Source organism: Klebsiella sp. GFKo11 (genome assembly GCF_056490265.1).
On sequence record NZ_CM151369.1, the window covers coordinates 1783030 to 1803147 of the forward strand.

17 protein-coding genes, 6 tRNA genes and 1 other RNA gene are annotated in these 20118 nt (G+C 50.8%); 12 read left to right on the forward strand and 12 right to left on the reverse strand.

The window, feature by feature from the left end; all coding sequences use genetic code 11:
• Positions 1 to 208 precede the first annotated feature (208 nt).
• From zipA to AC07P6_RS08710, 3 genes are all read left to right on the forward strand, one after another.
• Entirely contained in the window at positions 209 to 1219 is a 1011-nt protein-coding gene (gene zipA, locus AC07P6_RS08700) for a cell division protein ZipA (protein ID WP_478316046.1), read from the forward strand.
• A 74-nt stretch (positions 1220 to 1293) separates the two neighbouring features.
• On the forward strand, positions 1294 to 3318 hold the full coding sequence (gene ligA, locus AC07P6_RS08705) for an NAD-dependent DNA ligase LigA (RefSeq protein WP_434662187.1): 2025 nt from the start codon (positions 1294 to 1296) through the stop codon (positions 3316 to 3318).
• Entirely contained in the window at positions 3311 to 3529 is a 219-nt protein-coding gene (locus tag AC07P6_RS08710) for a DUF3820 family protein (RefSeq protein WP_110272204.1), read from the forward strand. The genes ligA and AC07P6_RS08710 overlap by 8 nt, the downstream gene beginning before the upstream one ends.
• Here AC07P6_RS08710 and AC07P6_RS08715 read toward each other — a convergent pair.
• Positions 3526 to 4524, reverse strand: coding sequence for a bile acid:sodium symporter family protein (locus AC07P6_RS08715; RefSeq protein ID WP_181485402.1), 999 nt, complete (start codon positions 4522 to 4524; stop codon positions 3526 to 3528). The genes AC07P6_RS08710 and AC07P6_RS08715 overlap by 4 nt on opposite strands.
• 89 nt (positions 4525 to 4613) lie before the next feature.
• Here AC07P6_RS08715 and AC07P6_RS08720 point away from each other — a divergent pair, with 89 nt between their 5' ends.
• Complete coding sequence (locus AC07P6_RS08720; RefSeq protein WP_434662188.1) at positions 4614 to 5540, forward strand: LysR family transcriptional regulator; 927 nt, start codon at positions 4614 to 4616, stop codon at positions 5538 to 5540.
• A 31-nt stretch (positions 5541 to 5571) separates the two neighbouring features.
• Here AC07P6_RS08720 and AC07P6_RS08725 read toward each other — a convergent pair whose 3' ends face one another.
• Complete coding sequence (locus tag AC07P6_RS08725) at positions 5572 to 6336, reverse strand: nucleoside-specific channel-forming Tsx family protein (RefSeq protein WP_182240215.1); 765 nt, start codon at positions 6334 to 6336, stop codon at positions 5572 to 5574.
• A 274-nt stretch (positions 6337 to 6610) separates the two neighbouring features.
• Between AC07P6_RS08725 and xapA the strand changes: the two genes are divergently transcribed.
• The 3 genes from xapA to AC07P6_RS08740 all read left to right on the forward strand — a co-directional run bounded on the left by xapA (position 6611) and on the right by AC07P6_RS08740 (position 9755).
• Positions 6611 to 7444 (forward strand): xanthosine phosphorylase, encoded by an 834-nt coding sequence (gene xapA / locus AC07P6_RS08730; RefSeq protein WP_112212920.1) that lies wholly within the window; start codon positions 6611 to 6613, stop codon positions 7442 to 7444.
• 70 nt (positions 7445 to 7514) lie between these two features.
• The gene (locus AC07P6_RS08735) at positions 7515 to 8771 is read left to right on the forward strand and encodes a nucleoside permease (RefSeq protein WP_304252550.1); all 1257 of its coding nucleotides are present in this window, start codon (positions 7515 to 7517) and stop codon (positions 8769 to 8771) included.
• A gap of 99 nt (positions 8772 to 8870) precedes the next feature.
• Positions 8871 to 9755: a LysR family transcriptional regulator gene (locus AC07P6_RS08740; protein WP_304252548.1), complete on the forward strand. Its 885-nt coding sequence runs from the start codon at positions 8871 to 8873 to the stop codon at positions 9753 to 9755.
• A gap of 139 nt (positions 9756 to 9894) precedes the next feature.
• Here the strand turns inward: AC07P6_RS08740 and AC07P6_RS08745 are convergent.
• From AC07P6_RS08745 to AC07P6_RS08765, 5 genes are all read right to left on the reverse strand, one after another.
• A non-coding RNA gene (locus AC07P6_RS08745) (RtT sRNA) lies at positions 9895 to 10020 on the reverse strand.
• Positions 10021 to 10049: 29 nt separating this feature from the next.
• Positions 10050 to 10125, reverse strand: a tRNA-Lys gene (locus AC07P6_RS08750).
• Positions 10126 to 10129: 4 nt separating this feature from the next.
• A tRNA-Val gene (locus tag AC07P6_RS08755) sits at positions 10130 to 10205 on the reverse strand.
• A 46-nt stretch (positions 10206 to 10251) separates the two neighbouring features.
• Positions 10252 to 10327, reverse strand: a tRNA-Val gene (locus tag AC07P6_RS08760).
• A gap of 43 nt (positions 10328 to 10370) precedes the next feature.
• Positions 10371 to 10446 (reverse strand) — tRNA-Val (locus tag AC07P6_RS08765).
• 259 nt (positions 10447 to 10705) lie between these two features.
• Here AC07P6_RS08765 and gltX point away from each other — a divergent pair.
• The gene (gene gltX, locus AC07P6_RS08770; protein ID WP_182240207.1) at positions 10706 to 12124 is read left to right on the forward strand and encodes a glutamate--tRNA ligase; all 1419 of its coding nucleotides are present in this window, start codon (positions 10706 to 10708) and stop codon (positions 12122 to 12124) included.
• Positions 12125 to 12178: 54 nt separating this feature from the next.
• Here gltX and AC07P6_RS08775 read toward each other — a convergent pair whose 3' ends face one another.
• Both AC07P6_RS08775 and AC07P6_RS08780 read right to left on the reverse strand, forming a co-directional pair.
• Positions 12179 to 12574 (reverse strand): YfeC-like transcriptional regulator, encoded by a 396-nt coding sequence (locus AC07P6_RS08775; RefSeq protein WP_304252544.1) that lies wholly within the window; start codon positions 12572 to 12574, stop codon positions 12179 to 12181.
• Positions 12575 to 12578: 4 nt separating this feature from the next.
• Positions 12579 to 12932 carry a YfeC-like transcriptional regulator gene (locus AC07P6_RS08780; protein ID WP_110272213.1) on the reverse strand — a complete coding sequence of 118 codons (354 nt, stop codon included), beginning with the start codon at positions 12930 to 12932 and terminating at the stop codon, positions 12579 to 12581.
• A 216-nt stretch (positions 12933 to 13148) separates the two neighbouring features.
• On the opposite strand from AC07P6_RS08780, the gene AC07P6_RS08785 reads away from it, so the two are divergent.
• The 3 genes from AC07P6_RS08785 (at position 13149) to AC07P6_RS08795 (ending at position 15728) form a co-directional block, all read left to right on the forward strand.
• Positions 13149 to 13224: transfer RNA gene (locus AC07P6_RS08785), tRNA-Ala, on the forward strand.
• Between the two features lie 39 nt (positions 13225 to 13263).
• Positions 13264 to 13339: transfer RNA gene (locus tag AC07P6_RS08790), tRNA-Ala, on the forward strand.
• Between the two features lie 208 nt (positions 13340 to 13547).
• Positions 13548 to 15728: an EAL domain-containing protein gene (locus tag AC07P6_RS08795; RefSeq protein ID WP_478316047.1), complete on the forward strand. Its 2181-nt coding sequence runs from the start codon at positions 13548 to 13550 to the stop codon at positions 15726 to 15728.
• Positions 15729 to 15770: 42 nt separating this feature from the next.
• Here AC07P6_RS08795 and AC07P6_RS08800 read toward each other — a convergent pair whose 3' ends face one another.
• Positions 15771 to 16973, reverse strand: a complete 1203-nt coding sequence (locus tag AC07P6_RS08800) for a NupC/NupG family nucleoside CNT transporter (RefSeq protein WP_110272215.1) — start codon at positions 16971 to 16973, stop codon at positions 15771 to 15773.
• A gap of 345 nt (positions 16974 to 17318) precedes the next feature.
• Between AC07P6_RS08800 and AC07P6_RS08805 the strand changes: the two genes are divergently transcribed.
• Positions 17319 to 18554, forward strand: a complete 1236-nt coding sequence (locus AC07P6_RS08805) for an Nramp family divalent metal transporter (protein ID WP_478316048.1) — start codon at positions 17319 to 17321, stop codon at positions 18552 to 18554.
• A gap of 40 nt (positions 18555 to 18594) precedes the next feature.
• Here AC07P6_RS08805 and AC07P6_RS08810 read toward each other — a convergent pair whose 3' ends face one another.
• A complete protein-coding gene (locus AC07P6_RS08810) occupies positions 18595 to 18945 on the reverse strand; it encodes a DUF2502 domain-containing protein (protein ID WP_181485411.1) in 351 nt (116 codons plus the stop codon).
• Positions 18946 to 19075: 130 nt separating this feature from the next.
• Positions 19076 to 20068, reverse strand: coding sequence for an L-glyceraldehyde 3-phosphate reductase (gene mgrA / locus AC07P6_RS08815; RefSeq protein ID WP_182240199.1), 993 nt, complete (start codon positions 20066 to 20068; stop codon positions 19076 to 19078).
• Positions 20069 to 20118: the final 50 nt, after the last annotated feature.

Genomic DNA, 20118 nt, shown 5'->3' on the forward strand with positions numbered 1-20118 from the left:
GACATCCAGACTGAATGCCGGGATATTTTATCGGGTTAGCAGACAATAACCAGTTAGGAAATGTTCGAAAAAACAGCAAAAAGCACGATTTAGTTCATCTTTATGTAGTGAAAGCCCCAGACGCACTTGCACTTGATGTAATCGACAAATACTCTTAGTGAGTAAATGTTTGCCGTGGTGGCAAGGTGTTAGAACAACAGAGAATATAATGATGCAGGATTTGCGTCTGATATTAATCATTGTTGGCGCGATCGCCATAATCGCTTTACTGGTGCACGGTTTTTGGACCAGCCGTAAAGAACGTTCTTCGATGTTTCGCGATCGCCCACTAAAACGTATGAAGTCTCGCGACGATGAAGAGTCGGAAGGCGATGACTTTGATGGCGATGTTGAAGGCGTTGGTGAAGTCCGGGTTCATCGGGTTAATCACGCGCCGAATGGGGCTCATGGGGAGCATGAAGCACCTCATCAGGCACCGCAACACCAGTATCAGCCGCCTTATGAGCGTCAGGCGCAACAGCCTGTGCATCCGGAGGAGCCTGCTCGTGCGCCGCAGCCATCTCATCAGCCGCAGCCACATCAGCAGCCGGTTCATACACAGGCTCCGGTTCAGCAACCGCATCACGTTGCGCCGACACAGCAGCCCGTGCCGCCGCAGCCCCAGCAACCTGTTCAACATGTGCAGCAGCCAGTTCAGCATGCGCCGCAATCGGTTCAACAACCTGCAGTCGCTCCGCAGCCGGTACCTGAACCTCAGGCCGCTCCTGAACCGCAGCCGGCACCGCAGCCTAAAGAGCGTAAAGAAACGGTCATTGTGATGAACGTTGCCGCGCACCATGGTTCGCAGCTTAATGGTGAGCTATTAATCAACAGCATCCAGCAAGCGGGCTTCAAATTCGGCGATATGAATATTTTCCATCGCCACCTCAGTCCTGACGGTAGCGGCCAGGTCTTGTTCAGCCTGGCGAATATGGTAAAACCAGGCACATTCAATCCGGATAGCATGGCGGATATGATGACGCCAGGGATCACTATCTTTATGCAGGTTCCGTCCTTTGGCGATGAGCTGCAAAACTTTAAGTTGATGCTGCAATCCGCGCAGTACATTGCCGATGAAGTTGGTGGTGTCGTGCTGGACGATCAGCGTCGTATGATGACGCCGCAAAAATTGCGTGAATACCAGGACCGCATTCGCGAAGTGAAAGAGGCCAACGCCTGATTCATCTTCCTGAGTTTCGTCTACTTATCCTGAACCCCCGCCCGTCGGGGGTTTTTTATCATTGATGGTGTGATATGGAATCGAACGAACAAAAACTGACTGAACTGCGAACCACGCTTCGCCATCATGAATATCTGTACCATGTCATGGATACACCGGAAATTCCTGATGCGGAATACGATCGGTTGATGCGTGAATTACGTGAACTGGAAGCCCAACATCCTGAACTGATTACGCCTGATTCACCCACTCAGCGCGTTGGCGCTGCGCCTCTGGCCTCATTTAGCCAGATTCGCCATGAAGTGCCAATGCTGTCGTTGGATAACGTTTTTGATGAAGAGAGCTTCCTTGCGTTTAATAAGCGCGTTCAGGACCGTCTGAAAAATACTGATGATCTGACTTACTGTTGTGAACTGAAGCTGGATGGCCTGGCGGTTAGCATCCTGTATGAAAACGGCGTTCTGGTGCAGGCGGCGACCCGAGGCGATGGGACCACCGGAGAAGATATTACCTCCAACGTACGCACCATTCGCGCCATTCCCCTGAAGCTGCGTGGTGACGATATTCCGCAGCGGCTGGAAGTTCGCGGCGAGGTATTTCTCCCGCAGGCCGGGTTTGAAAAAATTAATGATGAGGCGCGTCGCACCGGTGGGAAAGTGTTTGCTAACCCGCGTAACGCGGCCGCCGGTTCTTTGCGCCAGCTCGATCCGCGAATTACGGCGAAGCGACCGCTTACTTTCTTTTGCTACGGCGTGGGTGTGCTGGAAGGCGGTGAGCTGCCGGAGAGCCACTCTGCGCGTTTACAGCAGTTTAAGGCCTGGGGGCTGCCGGTCAGCGAGCGCGTAAAACTCTGCCATACGCCAGAGGAAGTGCTTACTTACTATCGCAAAGTTGAGGAAGATCGTCCGAACCTGGGCTTTGATATCGACGGCGTGGTCATCAAAGTTGATTCTCTGGCGTTACAAGAGCAACTAGGCTTCGTGGCCCGCGCTCCGCGTTGGGCGGTGGCGTTTAAGTTTCCGGCGCAAGAGCAGATGACCTTTGTACGCGATGTCGAGTTTCAGGTCGGGCGTACCGGTGCCATCACGCCAGTTGCCCGTCTGGAGCCGGTCCATGTTGCAGGAGTGCTGGTCAGCAACGCGACGCTGCACAATGCGGATGAAATCGACCGCCTGGGGTTGCGTATCGGCGATAAGGTGGTCATTCGCCGTGCTGGAGATGTTATTCCCCAAGTGGTGAACGTGGTCCTTTCAGAGCGTCCGGAAGAGACCCGTGAAATCGTGTTCCCCACGCATTGCCCGGTCTGCCATTCCGATGTAGAACGCGTGGAAGGTGAAGTTGTCACGCGCTGTACTGGCGGCCTGATTTGCGGCGCTCAGCGTAAAGAAGCGCTCAAACATTTCGTTTCTCGTCGCGCGTTAGATGTCGAGGGAATGGGCGATAAAATCATCGACCAGCTGGTTGAGAAAGAGTACGTCCATACGCCAGCCGATCTTTTCCAGTTGACGCCGGGTAAACTCACTGGACTGGACCGCATGGGGCCAAAATCAGCGCAGAACGTGGTGGATGCTCTGGAAAAATCGAAAGAAACGACCTTTGCTCGTTTCCTTTATGCGTTAGGGATCCGCGAAGTCGGTGAGGCTACTGCGGCAGGTTTAGCCGCTCACTTTGGCACCATTGAGGCACTGGAGCAGGCATCGATTGAAGATCTGCAAAAAGTGCCGGATGTTGGGATTGTCGTCGCGACGCATGTGCGTAATTTCTTTGCTGAAGAGAGTAATCGCGAAGTGATCGCTCAGCTTCGCAAGGAAGGCGTTCGCTGGCCCGCGCCGGTAGTGGTCAATGCCGAAGAGATTGATAGCCCATTTGCCGGGAAAACGGTGGTTCTGACCGGTAGCCTGAGCCAGCTCTCGCGCGATGACGCTAAAGCGCAGCTGGTCGCGCTGGGCGCGAAGGTTGCGGGCAGCGTATCGAAGAAAACCGATCTGGTGATTGCCGGAGAAGCGGCAGGTTCCAAACTGGCTAAAGCGCAGGAACTGGGCATTGCGGTGATAGATGAAGCTGAAATGGTGCGTCTGCTCGGAGAATCCCGTGGATAAAGACCAGCTTATAGAAATTGCCAATACGGAAATGCCGTTTGGCAAATATAAAGGGCGTCGTTTGATCGATGTGCCGGAAGAGTATTTGCTGTGGTTTGCCCGTAAAGATCAATTTCCTGCCGGGCATCTTGGTGAGCTGATGGCGCTAACCTTGTTGATTAAAACCGAGGGGCTAACCGATCTGGTTCAGCCCCTTAAGCGCCCGCGTTAAGCTTCAGAGGCGCGGGTCTTTTCCTGCGCCTGTAATGCTTCGGCCTGGCGCTTATAACGACGCGCCAGCACGGCGCACACCATCAGCTGAATCTGATGGAAGATCATTAGCGGTAGCACCATTATCCCCAGTATTGAGGTCGGGAAGAGAATGTTGGCCATCGGGATTCCGTTGGCCAGGCTCTTTTTCGATCCGCAGAAGACAATCGTAATCTCATCCGCTTTATTGAAGCCGCACTTGCGCGCCACAAAGACGTTAATAGCAATCACAATCGCCAGCAGAACAATGCTAACTACGACGATAAACAGTAGCGATCCGACGCCCACTTTGTGCCAGATGCCGTTCACAACCGCCTCACTGAACGCGGAGTAAACGACCAGCAAGATTGAAGTCTGATCGGTTTTTGAGATCCACTTTTTATGTTTTGCCACCCAATTGCCAATCCATGGGCGAGAAAGATGCCCCAGTACAAACGGCAGCAGCAGTTGCAGCATGATCTTGCCAACTTGCTCAAGGCTTCCGCCCGCGCCATGCAAATTCATCAGCAGGCCAACCAGCAGCGGTGAAATAAAAATCCCCAGAAGACTTGAGGCTGATGCCGAGCACACTGCCGCAGCGACGTTGCCGCCCGCCAGCGAGGTAAACGCGATGGCGGACTGTACGGTGGCTGGCAGAATGCAGAGATAAATAAAGCCGGTGTACAGCGCTGGATCGACGTTTATTGGCGCCCACCATGCGAACAGTACGCCGAGGACGGGGAAGACGATAAAGGTGCTGCACATCACCCAGAGGTGTAAACGCCAGTGGCTACCTCCGGCAACGATCGCTTCGCGGGAGAGTTTCGCCCCGTGCATAAAGAACAGCAGGGCGATGGCGGCGGTGGTTAAATGTTCAAAGAATGGGACAAACCCACCGCGTGCCGGAAAAAAGGAGGCCAGCAGGACGACGGTGACTAAGGTGAGAGTAAATGGATCAAGAATGCGGAAAAATTTCATAAACGCTCCTGAAAATCGATGCGGCTATTGTGCTTTCTTTAGTTTGAGAAATAAAATCGATTTATTGCATCTATTCATGAAAAAAAGAGATGAATTACTCGCTACGTCAGTTAAAGGTGTTTGTGACAGTCGCTCGTGCCAGGAGCTTTAGCCGGGCAGGGGAGAATATCGGGCTAAGCCAGTCGGCGGTGAGCCATAGCGTCAAAGAGCTGGAACATCAAACCGGTGTGCGTCTGCTCGATCGAACTACCCGGGAAGTGGTGCTCACGGAGGCGGGCCAACAGTTGGCAGCCAGGTTGGAGCGTCTGCTGGATGAATTGAATAGCACGCTGCGTGAGGCCGGACGCGTCGGGCAGCAGCTTACTGGAACTGTCAGAGTTGCCGCCAGTCAGACCATTTCTGCCCACCTGATCCCGCAGTGCATTGCATACGCTAATCGACGCTATCCTGAGATCGATTTTGTTCTCCACGACCGCCCTCAGCAATGGGTGCTGGAGAGTATCCGTCAGGGAGAAGTGGATTTTGGCATCGTTATCGATCCTGGAGCCGCCACCGATTTAGAGTGCGAGACGGTACTGGCGGAGCCGTTTTTGTTGCTTTGCCGCCATGATCACTCTTTTGCCCAACGAGATTCAGTGGGCTGGCTGGAACTACAGCAGCAGCGGCTGGTGTTACAGGATTATGCGTCCGGTAGCCGTCCGCTTATCGATGCGGCGCTCGCTGGATTTTCCGTTGAAGCGAAGATTGTGCAGGAGATTGGCCATCCGGCGACATTATTTCCGATGGTTGAAGCGGGAATTGGCATCAGTATATTACCGGCGTTAGCCCTGCCGCTTCCTCAGGGAAGCCATTTGCAGGTGAAGCGGTTAACGCCGGTAGTTGAACGGCAACTGATGTTGGCGCGGCGCAAAAACCGGTCGTTATCAACTGCTGCAGAGGCGTTGTGGGAGGTCGTCAGGTCCCAGGCCAGCGAGTTGACCGCATGCCGTGCGGCAGATCCTCTCTATCAAATATAGTCGGCCTGCCGCTTCAGGCAGGCGCAAAAGATTAAAATTGATATTTGAGGGAGTAAATAATGCCGTCCTGAAGAAAAGTTTCCCCAAGCTTATTCTTCGCGTAGCGATACTGAACGCCTGCTGTCAGATGAGGTGTCGCATTCCACCACAGCGCCACAGCGCCGTTAAGACCATCTTTACCACCGTTGCCCGCAGCATAGGTTGCAGCGCGGTCAAATTCATATTCATTCCAGTTGGTCAGGGTGAATTTTTCACTACCCAGCATAAAGCTATATCCGGCTACCCAGCCCAGCACATAACCATTGTCGCCGCTATAATACGTTTGGTCGGTATAGCGTTTGGCGATGAAGGGCTTAAACCAGTAGCCATTGCCGGTGAAATTATATCCGAGACCATAGAGAAACATATCATCATGGAAATTCACTCGATCGGGCGAACCGTAGGTACCGTATGCGTGTAAATAGAGGTTTAATCCGGTGTCGCCCAAATAAATACGGTTGGTATTTTTAAACGTATAGCGCTGTTCGCTACCGGGTTTGTCATGACGGCCATTGTAGAAATTTTCCCAATCAAAAAATCCATACATTTCCCCCCAGCTAAAGTTTGCACCGCCTTCAAGTTCCAGATAGCCGAAATCATCTTTGTGGGATTTGTTGCCAGACTTCTCTGTCGTGCGTGATGTCCAGTCAAGGTAATGCAGACCAAGATTGGCGAAGCCACCTTTAAATTCAGCCTGTACGGTATGAGGTAAAACCAATGCGGCGGCAAAACTTAAATTTATAAGCGTTTTATTCATGGGGTGTTCCATCTACCAGAAATATACAAATGTAGGTGTTTATTTTATTTTGCTGTGGGCCCCAGCAGACGACATCTTATTCAAAAAGGAGATGGTGAAACCAATATTTAATTATTGATAATCGATAGGTAAACGATCTGAATGAGGTTTATGCCATCAATATAGAAAGGATATCAATCATTACGGGAAAGTGTATTGGTAAACGATTGTCTTCTCTCGTTATAAACAAGAGGTACGCAACACTTTTCCGATTATTCAGCCTTAAGGATCTATCATGAGCCACTCCCTTTTGTCACAGAATCCCTGGTATAGCGCAGATATCATTCGTGGTTATAAGCCTGATTTTACGCCGCGCGTGGCGTTTATTCTTGGTTCAGGTTTAGGTGCCCTGGCGGAACAAATTGAAGATGCAGTGGCTATTTCTTACGAGAAACTGCCGGGTTTCCCGGTCAGCACCGTTCATGGACATGCCGGAGAGCTGGTGCTTGGTCATCTGGCTGGCGTTCCGGTCGCCTGCATGAAAGGTCGGGGACATTTTTATGAAGGCCGTGGCATGACCATCATGACCGATGCCATTCGAACCTTAAAGCTGTTGGGCTGTGAACTGCTGTTTTGCACCAATGCGGCGGGTTCTCTGCGTCCTGAAGTGGGGCCAGGCAGCCTGGTGGCGCTAAACGACCACATTAACACCATGCCGGGCACGCCGATGGTCGGGTTGAATGATGAACGCTTTGGCGACCGTTTTTTCTCTCTGGCTAATGCCTATGATGCGGATTACCGCGCCGTACTGCAGACCGTTGCGAAAGAAGAGGGCTTTCCGCTTACTGAGGGCGTGTTTGTTTCCTATCCTGGGCCGAACTTTGAAACGGCGGCAGAAATTCGCATGATGCAGATTATCGGCGGTGATGTAGTGGGAATGTCGGTGGTGCCGGAAGTGATTACTGCACGCCATTGCGGCCTGAAAGTGGTCGCGGTCTCTGCTATCACCAACCTGGCTGAAGGCCTGGGCGATGTGAAATTATCCCACGCGCAAACCCTGGCTGCGGCTGAACTTTCTCGTCAGAATTTTATCAACCTTATCTGCGGTTTCTTACGTAAGCTGGCCTGAAATTCATAATAAAAATGACCCCGTACACGGGGTCTTTCTCTTACCCTATCTCTACGGCAAGGAACGAAAAATGGGTATTGCGTCCCGATTAAAGGTCATGTCGTTTTTGCAATATTTTATCTGGGGAAGCTGGCTGGTGACCCTGGGTTCTTACATGATAAACACTCTCGACTTTACTGGTGCAAACGTCGGGATGGTTTATAGCTCCAAAGGGTTGGCAGCCATTATTATGCCCGGCATTATGGGGATTATTGCCGATAAATGGTTACGCGCCGAACGCGCTTATATGCTTTGTCATCTGGTCTGCGCCGGGGTGCTGCTGTATGCCACCACCGTCACCGACCCGGATACGATGTTCTGGGTGATGCTGATTAACGCAATGGCCTATATGCCGACGATAGCGTTGTCTAACAGCGTCTCTTATTCCTGCCTTGCGCAATCTGGACAGGATCCAGTTACCGCCTTCCCGCCGATTCGCGTGTTTGGCACCATTGGCTTTATTGTCGCCATGTGGACGGTGAGTCTCATGGGGTTGGAATTGAGCAGTGCGCAGCTGTATATCGCATCAGGCGCTTCGCTGGCGCTGGCGATGTATGCGTTCACGCTACCGAAGATTCCGGTGGCTGAGAAGAAGGAGGCAACAACGCTTGCCAGTAAACTAGGATTGGATGCATTTGTCCTGTTTAAAAATCCGCGCATGGCGATCTTCTTTCTGTTTGCGATGATGCTCGGGGCCGTGCTGCAAATTACCAACGTCTTTGGTAACCCGTTCCTGCACGATTTTGCCCGTAACCCGGAATTTGCCAACAGCTTTGTCGTCAGGTATCCCTCCATTTTGCTTTCTGTGTCGCAAATGGCGGAAGTCGGTTTTATCCTTACCATACCGTTCTTCCTTAAACGCTTTGGCATCAAAACGGTGATGCTGATGAGCATGCTGGCGTGGACGCTGCGCTTTGGTTTCTTTGCCTTTGGCGATCCGTCTCCGTTTGGTTTTGTACTGTTGCTGATGTCGATGATTGTTTACGGTTGTGCATTCGACTTCTTCAATATTTCAGGGTCGGTGTTCGTTGAGCAGGAGGTGAGCTCCAACATTCGCGCCAGTGCGCAAGGGCTGTTTATGACGATGGTGAACGGTGTTGGCGCATGGGTTGGATCGATCTTAAGCGGTATGGCGGTGGATTACTTCTCTGTTGACGGAGTGAAAGACTGGCAAACCATCTGGCTACTGTTCGCGGCTTATTCGTTGGTACTAGCGGTTATTTTTGCGCTGTTCTTCAGGTACAAACATGAGCCTGAAAAGCTGGCGCAGAGATCGCTGGCCCACTAACCCTCTACAACGGCGGGAACTCTGTGCCCGCCGTTTCATTTTCTGCGATACAGTGTGGTAACTTTGCGTACTATCCTTCGCTTCAGGAGCGCATTATTGATGGAACGCACATATCGTACCGATCTGAAGTTACTGCGTTATTTTCTTGCCGTCGCAGAAGAACTGCACTTTGGACGCGCTGCTGCTCGCCTGAATATGTCGCAACCTCCGCTGAGTATTCACATTAAAGAACTGGAACAGCAGCTTGGTACGTTACTGTTTGTTCGTCACTCCCGCAGCGTAGTGTTAACACATGCAGGTAAGATCCTGATGGAAGAGTCTCGCCGTCTGCTGGCTAGTGCCAATCAGGCGCTGGCAAGGGTTGAGCAAATTGGACGCGGTGAAGCAGGGCGTATTGAGCTTGGCGTAGTGGGGACGGCAATGTGGGGGAAAATGCGCCCCGTGATGCACCGTTTTTTAAAGGATAATCCGAATGTCGAGGTGCTGTTTCGCGAAAAAATGCCTGCGATGCAGATGGCGCTACTAGAACGGCGAGAGCTGGATGCGGGAATCTGGCGGATGGCCACCGAGCCAACGGAAGGGTTTACCAGTTTACGTTTGCATGAATCGTCTTTTCTGGTCGCTATGCCGGAAGAACACCACCTGACTACCTATGATGTGGTTCCCCTGGAGGCATTGCGAAATGAATATTTTGTCACCATGCCCTCGATCCATACCGACTGGGCATTTTTGCAACGCGTTTGCCAGACTGCTGGATTTTCGCCGATGATTGTTCGTGAAGTGATGGAACCACAAACGGTTCTGGCAATGATCAGCATGGGGATTGGTATTACGCTAATCGCGGATAGCTATGCGCAGATGAATTGGCCTGGCGTTGTATTTCGTCCGCTGGAGGAGCGTATTCCCGCTGATTTATATATCGTCTATGAAGAGTCTCAGGCGACGCTTGCGCTGACGAAGCTAGTAGAAGCGTTGACGGGGTAATTAAGTCGTCGATGGTGGTGCGAACGTGTTATCGGGTCTACAACGTACCGGAGGCCTGATAAGCGTAGCACCATCATATAGGTTCAAATCTTGTATATCGCAGATAGCAAAAAAGCGCCTTTAGGGCGCTTTTTTACATTGGTGGGTCGTGCAGGATGACTCGCTTCGCTCGCCCTTCGGGCCGTCGCCGCAGGCGGCTCCGTTGTCTCTCTTCGTTCGACTCGAACCTGCAGCAGGTTCGAATCTTGTATATTGCAGATAGCAAAAAAGCGCCTTTAGGGCGCTTTTTTGCATTGGTGGGTCGTGCAGGATTCGAACCTGCGACCAATTGATTAAAAGTCAACTGCTCTACCAACTGAGCTAACGACCCGAAGTGGTGGGTGATGACGGGATCGAACCGCCGACCCCCTCCTTGTAAGGGAGGTGCTCTCCCAGCTGAGCTAATCACCCACTTCGGTACTTCATTTTATTGCAAGAAATCCAGCTGGCGAGAAAGTGGTGGGTGATGACGGGATCGAACCGCCGACCCCCTCCTTGTAAGGGAGGTGCTCTCCCAGCTGAGCTAATCACCCACTTCTCAATTTCTTGCTACACGGCGGAGACTACGTTAAGTAGTGGTGGGTGATGACGGGTTCGAACCGCCGACCCCCTCCTTGTAAGGGAGGTGCTCTCCCAGCTGAGCTAATCACCCCCGCTGTGTGGAGTCGCATTATAGGGAGAGTTGAAAATGAGTCAACGCCTTTTCTAAATAATTTGTTTGTTCGTCGTAAAATTAAACAAAACGATCGCGAACTCATCTATGGCGCATGATTTATAAACAAAAAGAGCAAAGCGTGACGTTGAAACACCAACAACATTGAGGAATCAGCCCACAGTGTTAGAATATTGCCCTATAAAATCCAACGAACACTGCCGCCTGTCGGCATCTTTATCAAACGTAAGGCCAATTCATGAAAATCAAAACTCGCTTCGCGCCAAGCCCAACAGGCTATCTGCACGTTGGCGGTGCGCGTACTGCTCTCTATTCCTGGCTTTTTGCACGTAACCACGGCGGTGAGTTTGTGCTGCGTATTGAAGACACCGATCTTGAACGCTCCACGCCGGAAGCTATTGAAGCCATCATGGATGGCATGAACTGGCTGAGCCTGGAGTGGGACGAGGGTCCGTACTTCCAGACCAAACGTTTTGATCGCTATAACGCCGTGATTGATGAAATGCTGGAAGCGGGCACGGCCTATAAATGCTATTGCTCTAAAGAGCGTCTGGAAGCCCTGCGTGAAGAGCAGATGGCAAAAGGCGATAAGCCGCGTTATGACGGCCGCTGCCGCCATGGTCACGAACATCACGCAGATGACGAGCCTTGCGTAGTGCGTTTTGCCAACCCGGAGGAAGGTTCTGTTGTTTTTGATGACCAGATCCGCGGTCCTATCGAATTCAGCAACCTGGAGCTGGACGACCTGATTATCCGCCGTACCGATGGTTCTCCGACCTACAACTTCTGTGTAGTCGTTGATGACTGGGATATGGAAATCACCCACGTGATTCGCGGTGAAGACCATATCAACAATACCCCGCGCCAGATTAACATTCTGAAAGCGCTGAACGCGCCGGTGCCGATTTATGCGCACGTCTCTATGATCAATGGTGATGATGGCAAGAAACTCTCCAAGCGTCACGGTGCGGTCAGCGTTATGCAGTATCGCGACGATGGCTATCTGCCGGAAGCGCTGCTGAATTACCTGGTGCGCCTCGGCTGGTCCAGCGGCGACCAGGAGATTTTCTCTCGTGAAGAGATGATCAAGCTGTTTAGTCTGGGGGCGGTGAGCAAATCTGCCAGCGCGTTTAACACCGAAAAACTGCAGTGGCTGAACCATCACTATATCAACTCACTGGCTCCGGAATATGTCGCGACGCATTTACAGTGGCACATTGAGCAAGAAAATATCGATACCCGTAACGGCCCGCAGCTGTCTGAGCTGGTGAAACTGCTGGGCGAGCGTTGTAAGACTTTGAAAGAGATGGCGGCGAGCTGTCGTTACTTCTATGAAGACTTTGCTGAGTTTGATGCTGATGCTGCGAAAAAACATCTGCGCCCGGTTGCCCGTCAACCGCTTGAAGTGGTGCGCGATAAGTTAACGGCCATCAGCGACTGGACGGCAGAAAACGTTCACCACGCAATTCAGGCAACGGCTGATGAACTGGAAGTTGGCATGGGTAAAGTGGGGATGCCGCTGCGCGTTGCTGTGACCGGTGCGGGGCAGTCGCCAGCACTGGATGTCACCGTACATGCAATCGGTAAATCACGCAGTGTAGAACGCATCAATAAAGCACTGGCTTTTATTGCCGAGCGTGAAAGCCAACAATCCTGATTTTGATTGCAGGATGAGTAAAACGGCAGGTGATTAACTCTGCCGTTTTTTTGCTTATTTCTCAGCGTCAGTGATGCCTAGCCGGGATAAAAATCCACTAATCCCTTCGCGTGCGAGAAGATCCCTCAGATGTAACTGCTCTGCCGGAGTCATAAGATGGAGCGTTTCGACGATTTGACGCCAGATAGCGTCAGCGTCATTAACGAAGTAGTTGCCTGGCTGTTCCGCTAGCTGATATTCCATGGTCAGATGCCGCAGCGCGGGGATATTCACCAGGAAATCGACGACCGGCTTGTCGATAACGATAAGGCGAGCACGCCCACCTTTGACGCCGGGTATGACTTCCGTTCGCCATTTTTGTTCTCGGGCCCAGCGATTAATAGTCTGTCTGGCGAGGTTTAGGCACTCAGCGAGCTCCGCTGGGGTCATTTTGTCTTTGAGTTTCATCATGATTTTACTGGTCGCGGATGCCCAGACGATTGAGTAGCCCGATGATCCCTTCGCGTAACAGCAGTGACATAAACTGCTTTTGTTCGCCCGTTGTCATCTCTTTGCTCAGCGTGAGCAGTAGAGATTCCAGATCGTTATCGGTTGCGGAATAGGGGACTGGATTTTCAGCCACACGCTGTGCGCTGCGAATAAACTCGCGAACTTGCTCGTTAACATGTACGAGACGCGCTTTACCGCCCTGTACACCAGGACGCGGGGACGTCTGCCATCCTTCTTTACGTACCCATTTGTTGATCGTTTGCCGACTGAAGCCAGTCAGATGTGCTATTTCTTCAGGTGTCATTCGTTCCTTGAGCATACTATTTCCTGAGTGAATATGGGGGAATTAGTTGTCCATGTTATAGCATCCTTTTAAGCGAAAGGGTGACATGTTTAGCTTCTCGCTGCGATAAGGCTCGCAATGTCAGCCGTTTGTCTGCTTTTTCAGCGATCAAATGGAGGGGATTCATTTTGCCGTTGACACCTGACGAAGGAATTCATATTATGCCGCCCGTCAACACGACAGCTTTACGTTGGGGCTATAGCTCAGCTGGGAGAGCGCCTGCATGGCATGCAGGAGGTCAGCGGTTCGATCCCGCTTAGCTCCACCAAATCCTGTTCCCATCAGGTTTTGGAACGTAAAACACTGTGGGGCTATAGCTCAGCTGGGAGAGCGCTTGCATGGCATGCAAGAGGTCAGCGGTTCGATCCCGCTTAGCTCCACCAAATTCAGAACCCTCGCTACGGCGGGGGTTTTTGTTTTTCATCGCGCTAACGTAAAGTAGCTTCTGAATAAGTCAGTAAGTATCCAGCAATCTTAGCGAAGAGTAATTTCAGAATTTTTCACGATTTAAAATCTTGCCTGTCATTATTAAGCGACATAACATTTACGCCTTAAATGTATTTAGCGCGGTGGGAGTTTTAATTAACAATAATGATTGATCATCTTAACATTAAGATCAAAAAAACTCTGCTGGCTATATTGATCTGTTTTATCGCGATTCCTCTATCCAGATTTATTTCCCCGCAAACGCTCATTGATGGAAATCAAATTTATCTGGCGTGGTTGCCGATGAGTGTAATGTATTCGGTACTTTTTATTTTTGGCCGATATGCCGTTGCGCCATTGATTATTACGTTTGCGGTGACTAATACCTGGATTATCGACCTGACGCTACCGCAGGCGGCAATCCTGCTGTTTTGTCAGCTTTTCTCGGTCTTTGTTGCGTGTGCTATTGTCCGCCTTCAGCTTGGAAAACGCTGGCGTGCAGGGTTGACGGCAAAGCATATGGGGGTGAGGGTGTTTTGGGGCGGTTTTTTTGCTCCCATTCTGCTGAAGATCACCATGTACATGGCAGGACAATTTTTTTCATTTCCGTTGGCAATCTCCAGCTATTTCGGCAATATGTCGGTTATCTACACGATTATTGATATCCAAAGCCTAATTAGTGCAGCATTAATTTTTACAACATTCTTTTATTATCCGTTGCGGATGATTATCAGTCCGCAGTATGCGCGTGCATTCTGGCGCAATCTTTCTCGATCGTGGCGCACGCGCGAGCAGCGGGTATTTACGCTATATTGGTTTGCGGCGTTGGTGACTATATTACTTATACTCTGTTCACCTTATGATTCTGATTTCATTGCAGGTTATTTAGTCCCTCTTATATTCATCCTACACTTCATTGGGATTAGTCGCCTGGATCATATGCTAATTCGCATCTCATGGTCTGTTTCGGCATTTTTACTCGTAGCGTACAACCAGAATTTTTTACATGGTGTGCAGACTGAATATTCACTCTCGTTTGTCCTCTCCGTGCTGATTTCTTTCACCATCTGTTTGTTTTATATGGTAGATATTTATGCTCGTAGCGAGAGGATAAAGCTAAGATGGCGAGACCAGGCTGAGGAAGACCCGCTAACCGGTTTACCTAATTTGCGTGCACTGGAGAGCTATCTGCACCGTAATCCGACGGTCGTTATCAGCAGCTTACGGATTCAAAATCTGGATTTCCTCAGTCGTCATTACGGCATGATGATGAGAGTCGATAGCAAACGACAAATTGTCCGTAAAATGCAGCCGTTACTCAGTCAGGGTGAGAAGATTTTTCAGCTACCCGGCAGCGAGTTGTTACTCGTACTGAATGGTCCGGAGCCTGCGGCACGCCTCAGTCATATTGTCTCAACACTTAATCACAAAAAATACAGTTGGCATAATCAGACGTTGGATCTTGAATTTGGCGCGTCCTGGGGTCGCTATAACGGCATAGAATCGGAACTTCATCCAATGTTGGGTCAGCTAAGCTGGCTGTCGGAGCAAGCGGGAGCGGCTCGTCGAGTATTAGCGTTAGATATAGCTCAAGAGCAAATATCCGATCAAACTACTGACCAGGTACGGTTGTTAGCCCAGGTTAAACAGGCGCTAAACAACCGCGAGATTGTGTTGTATGCCCAGCCTATTCAGGATGCTTCAGGAAACGGTTATTACGAAATACTTAGCCGTATGCGTTGTGGTAACAGCATCATTACTCCCGATCGGTTTATTCCTCTGATTGCGCAGTTCAACCTGAGTCAGCGTTTTGATATGCAGGTTCTGGAAACGCTATTCAGTACGGCGCATCAATATCCAGGGATGCATTTCTCCGTCAATTTAATGCCTTACACGTTGATGCAAAACGATAGCGCAGCACAAATTATCTCACTGTTTAAGCGCTATAACTTGTCACCAGAGGTCATAACCATCGAAGTGACTGAAGAGCAGGCATTTTCTGATGTTGAAACCAGTCTGCATAATATCCACCTGCTACGAAATTTTGGCTGTAGTATCGCCATTGATGACTTTGGTACCGGCTACGCTAACTATGAACGCCTGAAAAGTTTACAGGCTGATATCGTTAAAATAGACGGTTGCTTTGTGCGTGACATTGAGACCGATCCGCTAGATACCATCATGATCAAATCGATTATTGAAATGGCGAAGGTAAAGAATATGAAGGTGGTTGCAGAGTATGTTGAAACTCAGGAACAGAGGGAAAAGCTTCTACAGCTAGGGGTCGACTATTTACAGGGCTATTTGATTGGCAAGCCGCAGCCACTGAACGAGCTGCAGGCATGAAAAAGCCGGGACGCGCCCGGCTTTTTCAATACAAGTTACAGATTACAATACCAGTGCAGCGATAGATGCAGAAAGCACACTCACCAGAGTAGAACCGTAAAGCAGCTTCAGGCCGAAGCGGGAAACCACGTTACCTTGCTCTTCATTCAGCCCTTTAATCGCGCCGGCGATGATACCGATTGAGGAGAAGTTGGCAAAGGACACCAGGAAGATGGAGATGATGCCTTCCGCACGTGGAGATAGGGTTGAGGCCACTTTCTGCAGATCCATCATGGCGACGAATTCGTTAGAAACCAGTTTGGTGGCCATAATGCTTCCCACTTGCAACGCTTCGCCCGCCGGTACGCCCATTATCCATGCGACCGGATAGAAGATGTAGCCGAGGATCCCCTGGAAGGAAATGCTATAGCCGAACCAGCCGGTAACGGTGGCAAACAGGGCATTCAGCGCAGAAATCAGTGCGATAAAACCGATCAGCATCGCGGCAACGATAATCGCTACCTTAAAGCCCGCAAGGATGTATTCCCCCAGCATTTCGAAGAAGCTTTGTCCTTCATGCAGGTTAGACATCTGCAGATTTTCTTCACTTTCATCAACGCGATACGGGTTAATTAATGACAGCACAATAAAGGTGCTGAACATGTTAAGTACCAGTGCCGCAACAACGTATTTCGGCTGCAGCATGGTCATGTATGCGCCCACGATAGACATGGATACGGTAGACATCGCCGTTGCCGCCATAGTGTACATGCGGTTGCGGGACATTTTGCCGAGGATATCTTTATAGGCGATGAAGTTTTCGGACTGGCCCAGAATCAGCGAGCTGACTGCGTTAAAGGATTCCAGTTTGCCCATGCCGTTAATTTTGGACAGCACGGTACCGATGGCGCGAATGACGATAGGCAGAATACGGATATGCTGCAAAATACCGATCAGCGCAGAGATGAAGACGATTGGGCACAACACTTTCAGGAAGAAGAAAGCCAAGCCTTTGTCGTTCATGCTGCCGAAGACGAAGTCTGTCCCTTCATTGGCGAATCCGAGGAGTTTTTCGAACATCTCGGAGAATCCTTTCACAAAACCCAGACCAATGTCAGAGTTCAGGAAGAACCAGGCCAGCAGAACTTCAATGACAAGCAGTTGAATGACATAACGAATACGAATCTGCTTACGGTTGTGGCTAGCCAACAGGGCCAGAATAGCAACCACTACGATCGCGAGAATAAAGTGCAAGACGCGGTCCATATTTGCTCCAAATATGAGGCAGGTTAAATTTCTTTGCACATTCTATGTAACGAGAGCAAAGAAAACGAGAGCTAGCACACACTATTGCAAGCATATGTGACTAATGGCAAAAATAGTGATCAACCATGCATTTTTGTTATGTTGCGTAAAGGTTTTAAAAGTTGCATCGTTGTACTATTCTGAAGGTCGTATAAATACAATTTATCAGCTGCAGTTTTCAGTTGCCGACCCGCTATCGTTCCCTTCTATCACAGCAATTATTATCACCTTTTTAAATGAGCTTGATAATCATTCGCATTTTGATAGCATAAAACATAGCAAAGGCTATATTTCCAGAGGCAGAAAATGACAAGCAGTCGCGTTGAGAATAGCAGCGGTCGCGCAGCGCGCAAGATTAAGCTCGCTTTGATGGGGCCTGCGTTCATTGCTGCCATTGGCTATATCGACCCGGGTAATTTCGCCACCAACATTCAGGCCGGGGCCAGCTTTGGCTACCAATTGCTGTGGGTTGTGGTTTGGGCGAACCTGATGGCGATGCTGATTCAGGTGATGTCGGCGAAGCTGGGCATTGCTACTGGCAAAAATTTGGCGGAACAGATTCGCGACCATTATCCGCGTCCGGTGGTGTGGTTTTATTGGGTACAGGCTGAGATCATCGCTATGGCGACCGATCTTGCTGAATTCATCGGCGCGGCCATCGGCTTTAAGTTGATTCTTGGCGTCTCCTTACTGCAAGGGGCGGTACTGACCGGTGTGGCAACCTTCTTGATTTTGATGCTTCAGAGTCGTGGACAAAAACCGCTGGAGAAAGTGATTGGTGGCTTGCTGCTGTTTGTCGCCGTGGCGTACGTTGTTGAGTTGATATTCTCCCAGCCGGCGTTGGCACCGCTGGCAAAAGGGATGCTCATTCTATCGTTACCCACCAGCGAAGCGGTATTTCTTGCCGCCGGTGTGCTGGGGGCGACCATTATGCCCCACGTCATCTACTTACATTCTTCACTAACTCAGCATCTACACGGTGGGACACGTAAAGAGCGCTATAACGCGACGCGCTGGGATGTGGCGATTGCCATGACTATTGCAGGCTTTGTGAACCTGGCGATGATGGCGACCGCCGCCGCAGCTTTTCATTTTAATGGTCATACGGGGATTGCTGACCTGGATCAGGCTTACCTGACGTTGGAACCGTTGTTGAGCCATGCGGCGGCGACTATTTTTGGCCTTAGTCTGGTGGCTGCGGGATTGTCATCTACGGTTGTGGGTACGCTGGCGGGGCAGGTGGTAATGCAAGGTTTTATCCGCTTTCATATTCCACTTTGGGTTCGCCGGACGATTACCATGTTGCCGTCATTCATTGTTATTTTGATGGGGCTGGATCCCACTCGCATTTTGGTCATGAGTCAGGTCTTGCTGAGCTTTGGTATTGCACTGGCGCTGGTGCCGCTGCTGATCTTCACCAGTAATCCGCAGCTGATGGGTGATTTAGTTAATGCCCGATGGGTGAAATTGCTGGGATGGGCGATAGTCGCGATTGTGGTAGTTCTGAACGGTTGGCTGATCGTCGGGACGATATTTGGTTAATCCTTAAATAAAATGGGGAGCCATCTGGCTCCCCATGCTGTTAGTGATGCCCGTGGCCATGCCCGCGGCCACCGCCTGGCCCACGTCCCCGGCCGCCGTGTCGGTCATCGCGATCGTTCCAGCCTTCGCGATAGCCGCGCTCGTAAGCCTTACGCTTATCCCAGCCGCGATGCCAGCCGTTATCGTGACGATGCCAGCGGTTATCGCGCCATTCATAGTTTTTGCGCCAGTAGTCTCGGTTGCGCCAGCCGCCACCGTCCCAGTAGTTACCGTAATTGTCGCGATCGCCAATTTGTAATTTTATTGATGGCAACAGGGTGATTTCACCAGCATTAGCGACCAATGGCGCTGTAGCCAGTAGTACTGCAGCCAGAATCAGTGACCTGAACATACTCTTCTCCTTCACGATCGGGGCCGTTGTCGGCCTGTTAACCTGATATTACGGGGCGGTAAAGTCCCATCGCATCGGCTGAACTCCTAAATCGCAAGGGAGAGCACTTTTTGCTAAAGTAAAAATGAGTTTACACCGCAAGGATCGCGTCAATGGCTGCATTTTCTTCGGTGCTGAAATGGCGATTTCCCAGCATGCCAACCGCGTCATCCAATTGGGAGGTTTTGCTTGCGCCAATCAGCACTGAGGTCACTTTCTCCTCGCGCAGTACCCAGGCCAGCGCCATCTGCGAGAGCTTCTGCCCACGAGATTCGGCCAGCGCATTCAGTTGACGAACTTTCTCCAGTTTGTCATCAGTGAGCTGATCCGGTTGTAGAAAACGGCTGCCGCTGGCGGCGCGCGAGTCCGCTGGGATCCCATGTAGATAACGGTTGGTCAACTGACCGCCCGCCAGCGGTGAAAACGCTATGCTTCCCACCCCCGAGGTTTGCAGGAAATCCAGAAGCCCATCTTCAACCCAGCGTTCAAACATCGAATATTTGGGTTGATGAATCAGACACGGCGTGCCGAGATCGTTGAGGATGCTGACGGCTTCCCGGGCTTGTTCGAGCGGGTAGTTAGATAACCCGATGTACAGGGCTTTACCCTGGCGAACAATATGATCCAGCGCGCGCATCGTTTCCTGAAGCGGTGTCTCGGGATCCGGGCGATGATGGTAGAAAATATCGACATATTCCAGCCCCATTCGCTTCAGGCTTTGATCGAGGCTGGCAACCAGATACTTGCGTGAGCCCCAATCGCCATAAGGCCCGTCCCACATGGTGTAGCCGGCTTTACTGGAGATGATCAGTTCGTCACGATAAGGCAAGAAATCTTCCCTCAGGATCCGACCGAAATTGCTCTCCGCAGAACCCGGAGGCGGCCCGTAGTTGTTCGCTAAATCGAAATGAGTAATGCCGAGATCGAATGCATGGCGCAGAAGCTGACGGCTATTTTCCACCAAAGTTTCATCGCCAAAATTGTGCCAAAGTCCAAGAGATATAGCCGGTAGCTTCAATCCGCTATGACCGCAACGGCGGTATTCCATCGTCTGATATCGCGTCGCATTTGCCTGGTAAACCATACTTCCTCCGCAGATAAAACAGGGTGTGTATACGTTTACACTAAAGAATG

Bases quoted from the DNA above. Each gene is read 5' to 3' on its own strand.
- zipA (WP_478316046.1), top strand. From the start codon at position 209: ATGATGCAGGATTTGCGTCTGATATTAATCATTGTTGGCGCGATCGCC.
- ligA (WP_434662187.1), top strand. From the start codon at position 1,294: ATGGAATCGAACGAACAAAAACTGACTGAACTGCGAACCACGCTTCGC.
- AC07P6_RS08715 (WP_181485402.1), bottom strand. From the start codon at position 4,524: ATGAAATTTTTCCGCATTCTTGATCCATTTACTCTCACCTTAGTCACC.
- AC07P6_RS08720 (WP_434662188.1), top strand. From the start codon at position 4,614: ATGAATTACTCGCTACGTCAGTTAAAGGTGTTTGTGACAGTCGCTCGT.
- AC07P6_RS08725 (WP_182240215.1), bottom strand. From the start codon at position 6,336: ATGAATAAAACGCTTATAAATTTAAGTTTTGCCGCCGCATTGGTTTTA.
- xapA (WP_112212920.1), top strand. From the start codon at position 6,611: ATGAGCCACTCCCTTTTGTCACAGAATCCCTGGTATAGCGCAGATATC.
- AC07P6_RS08735 (WP_304252550.1), top strand. From the start codon at position 7,515: ATGGGTATTGCGTCCCGATTAAAGGTCATGTCGTTTTTGCAATATTTT.
- AC07P6_RS08740 (WP_304252548.1), top strand. From the start codon at position 8,871: ATGGAACGCACATATCGTACCGATCTGAAGTTACTGCGTTATTTTCTT.
- gltX (WP_182240207.1), top strand. From the start codon at position 10,706: ATGAAAATCAAAACTCGCTTCGCGCCAAGCCCAACAGGCTATCTGCAC.
- AC07P6_RS08775 (WP_304252544.1), bottom strand. From the start codon at position 12,574: ATGATGAAACTCAAAGACAAAATGACCCCAGCGGAGCTCGCTGAGTGC.
- AC07P6_RS08780 (WP_110272213.1), bottom strand. From the start codon at position 12,932: ATGCTCAAGGAACGAATGACACCTGAAGAAATAGCACATCTGACTGGC.
- AC07P6_RS08795 (WP_478316047.1), top strand. From the start codon at position 13,548: ATGATTGATCATCTTAACATTAAGATCAAAAAAACTCTGCTGGCTATA.
- AC07P6_RS08800 (WP_110272215.1), bottom strand. From the start codon at position 16,973: ATGGACCGCGTCTTGCACTTTATTCTCGCGATCGTAGTGGTTGCTATT.
- AC07P6_RS08805 (WP_478316048.1), top strand. From the start codon at position 17,319: ATGACAAGCAGTCGCGTTGAGAATAGCAGCGGTCGCGCAGCGCGCAAG.
- AC07P6_RS08810 (WP_181485411.1), bottom strand. From the start codon at position 18,945: ATGTTCAGGTCACTGATTCTGGCTGCAGTACTACTGGCTACAGCGCCA.
- mgrA (WP_182240199.1), bottom strand. From the start codon at position 20,068: ATGGTTTACCAGGCAAATGCGACGCGATATCAGACGATGGAATACCGC.